Here is a 2,779-nt window from a genome sequence, read left to right on the forward strand (position 1 = left end):
AACCTGGTTTCGAGACTTTTGACATCCGCCCTGAAATTGCGCCCGATGGAATGGGTAACAATGGTATTAATCACCTGAAAGCCTCGGTGCGTACGATCAACGGTATCATTACCTCTGAATGGAGCAAGACTGGCGGCAAACTGACAATGAAGGTGACCGTGCCCGTGAACACGCTCGCTCACATATGGGGATGGACGCGGACCGGCTGGAGGCGCTGGTCGATCTGCTTGACCGGACTTACGTTACGTCGGGCAAGCTGCCGCATATGCAATTGCTGCTGTCGCGCGACGAGGTGCCGCTGATGTCGATCGTGCGTGGCGAAGCGCGGGCGAAGGGCGATCCGCTGCGCGACGATGCGCTCTACCGCATTGCGTCGATGACCAAGCCCGTCACCTCGGTCGCCTTCATGATGCTGATGGAGCAGGGCAGGGTTGCGCTCGATACACCGGTAACGGACGTGATCCCTGAATTTGCCGACCTGCGAGTCGGGCGGGCCAACCGGGCGCGGCCGAAACGGGCGATGCAGATGATCGACCTGCTGCGCCACACATCGGGCCTGACCTACGGCCTGCAACGCCAGACGCCGATCGACGCGCGCTATCGCAAGCTGGGGCTGGACGAGTTCCAGCAAAAGCGGACGTCGGATCAGTTCATCGCCGATCTCGCCACCCTGCCGCTGGAATTTTCGCCGGGTGAGCGGTGGAATTATTCGGTGTCGACCGATGTGCTGGGCGTGGTCGTCGAGCGACTGACGGGTCTCGATCTGGAAACGGTCTTCCGGGACCGTATCTTCGGGCCGCTGGGGATGGCGGATACGGGGTTTCTGCTGCCGGCCGACAAGGTGGATCGGATGACCGATGCCTGGCGGCTGGGGGCGGACGGCGTTCGCACGGTGGGCGACCATGGCGCGCGCAGCGGATGGCGGCGGGAGCGTTTCCTGTCGGGAGGTGGTGGTCTCGTGTCCTGTGCGGCGGACTATCATCGGTTCGCGCGGATGCTGCTGCGCGGCGGCGAACTTGACGGCGTGCGCTTGCTGCAACCGCAGGCGATCGAACAGATGCGCAGCAACCGGCTGCCGGGCGGGGGTGATCTGTCCACCATGTCGAGCGGCATGTTCAGCGAGGCGGACTATCAGGGCGTGGGTTTCGGCCTTGGCTTCGCGATGGGGCTGGCGGGCGGCGAATATTATTGGGGCGGGGTGTTTTCGACCTATTTCTGGATCGACCCGGTCGAGCGGCTGATCGGCATCTTCATGACCCAGTTGCTGCCGTCCAGCGCATATCCGGTGCGGGCGCAATTGCGGCAGGGCGTGGCCGACGCGATCGTCGAAAAACGACGCAGTTGACGGGATCGAAATGCTCGTCCGGCCATTATTGCTGCGCCGCAAAATGGCGATGGCGCAGGGTGTGAGCCTGTGCCATCATCCGCAGTGACTCAAGAGGGGGACCGCGCGATGACTCTCCAAGGCCAGACCAGACTTCCTCAACCCGCGCCGAGGCAGGTGGACCCGGAAGTGCTGGCGCAGGAGATTGTTGAGCGCCTCACCTATCGTATCGGCAAGAATGCTGCCGCGGCCAAGCCGCACGACTGGCTGCATGCGGTGATCCTCGAAATTCGCGACCGGGTGATCGACGCATGGATTGCGTCCACGCAGAAGACCTATGAGGAACAGGGGCGGCGGGTCTATTATTTGAGCCTGGAGTTCCTGATCGGCCGGCTGATGCGCGATGCGGCGTCCAATCTGGAGATGCTGGATGATTTGCAGGCGGCGCTGGACGCGCTGGGCGTCGACCTGGATCTGATCGCCGCGCTGGAGCCGGATGCGGCGCTGGGCAATGGTGGCCTGGGGCGGCTGGCGGCCTGCTTCATGGAGAGCATGGCGACGGTCGATGTGCCCGCCTATGGCTATGGCATCCGCTATGTGAACGGCATGTTCCGGCAGGAGATCAGCGACGGCTGGCAGGTGGAACTGCCGGAAAACTGGCTGGCGCACGGCAATCCCTGGGAGTTTGAGCGTCGCGAGGCGAGCTATGAGGTCGGCTTTGGCGGGCGCGTCGACCCGGCCGAGGGCGAGGATGCCGGACCGCACCAGATGCTCTGGAAGCCGGGAGAGCGGGTGATCGCCACCCCCTATGACACGCCGATCGCCGGCTGGCGGGGCAAGCGGGTCAATACGCTGCGCCTGTGGGAAGCGCAACCGATCGACCCGATCCTGCTCGACAAGTTCAATGCCGGCGACCATCTGGGCGCGCTGGCGGAAAGCAACCGGGCCGAGGCGCTGACCCGCGTTCTCTACCCAGCGGATAGTTCGCCTGCCGGGCAGGAACTGCGGCTGCGGCAGGAATATTTCTTCTCCTCGGCGTCGCTTCAGGACATCGTCCGACGGCACATCCAATATTTCGGCGATGTGAAGACCCTGCCGGACAAGGCGGCGATCCAGTTGAACGACACCCATCCGGCGGTGGCGGTTGCGGAACTGATGCGTATCCTGCTCGACGATCATGGGCTGGATTTTGAGGAAGCGTGGGACATCACCCGGCGCACCTTCAGCTACACCAACCACACCTTGCTGCCCGAGGCGCTGGAAAGCTGGCCGGTGCCGTTGTTCGAGCGTCTGCTGCCCCGGCACATGCAGATCGTCTATGCGGTGAACAGCCGCCTGCTGGCGGAGGCTCGAAAATCCGGTCAGTTTGACGACGGCGCGATCGGGGCGATTTCCCTGATCGACGAGCATGGCGGAAGGCGCGTGCGCATGGGCAATCTGGCCTTTGCCGGGTCG

The 2,779-nt window shown here is 63.7% G+C and carries 3 protein-coding genes; all 3 read left to right on the forward strand.

The features are described from left to right. Positions 1–50 precede the first annotated feature (50 nt). Positions 51–302 (forward strand): alpha-L-rhamnosidase C-terminal domain-containing protein, encoded by a 252-nt coding sequence (locus tag VMR39_RS30400; RefSeq protein ID WP_414712440.1) that lies wholly within the window; start codon positions 51–53, stop codon positions 300–302. Next, entirely contained in the window at positions 185–1,345 is a 1,161-nt protein-coding gene (locus tag VMR39_RS02465) for a serine hydrolase domain-containing protein (protein WP_325414004.1), read from the forward strand. The genes VMR39_RS30400 and VMR39_RS02465 overlap by 118 nt, the downstream gene beginning before the upstream one ends. A gap of 108 nt (positions 1,346–1,453) precedes the next feature. Next, positions 1,454–2,779: glycogen/starch/alpha-glucan family phosphorylase (gene glgP / locus VMR39_RS02470; protein ID WP_325414006.1), on the forward strand; the 1,326-nt coding region annotated here is incomplete at its 3' end.

The organism is Sphingobium sp. (assembly GCF_035511395.1).
Taxonomy (GTDB): domain Bacteria; phylum Pseudomonadota; class Alphaproteobacteria; order Sphingomonadales; family Sphingomonadaceae; genus Sphingobium.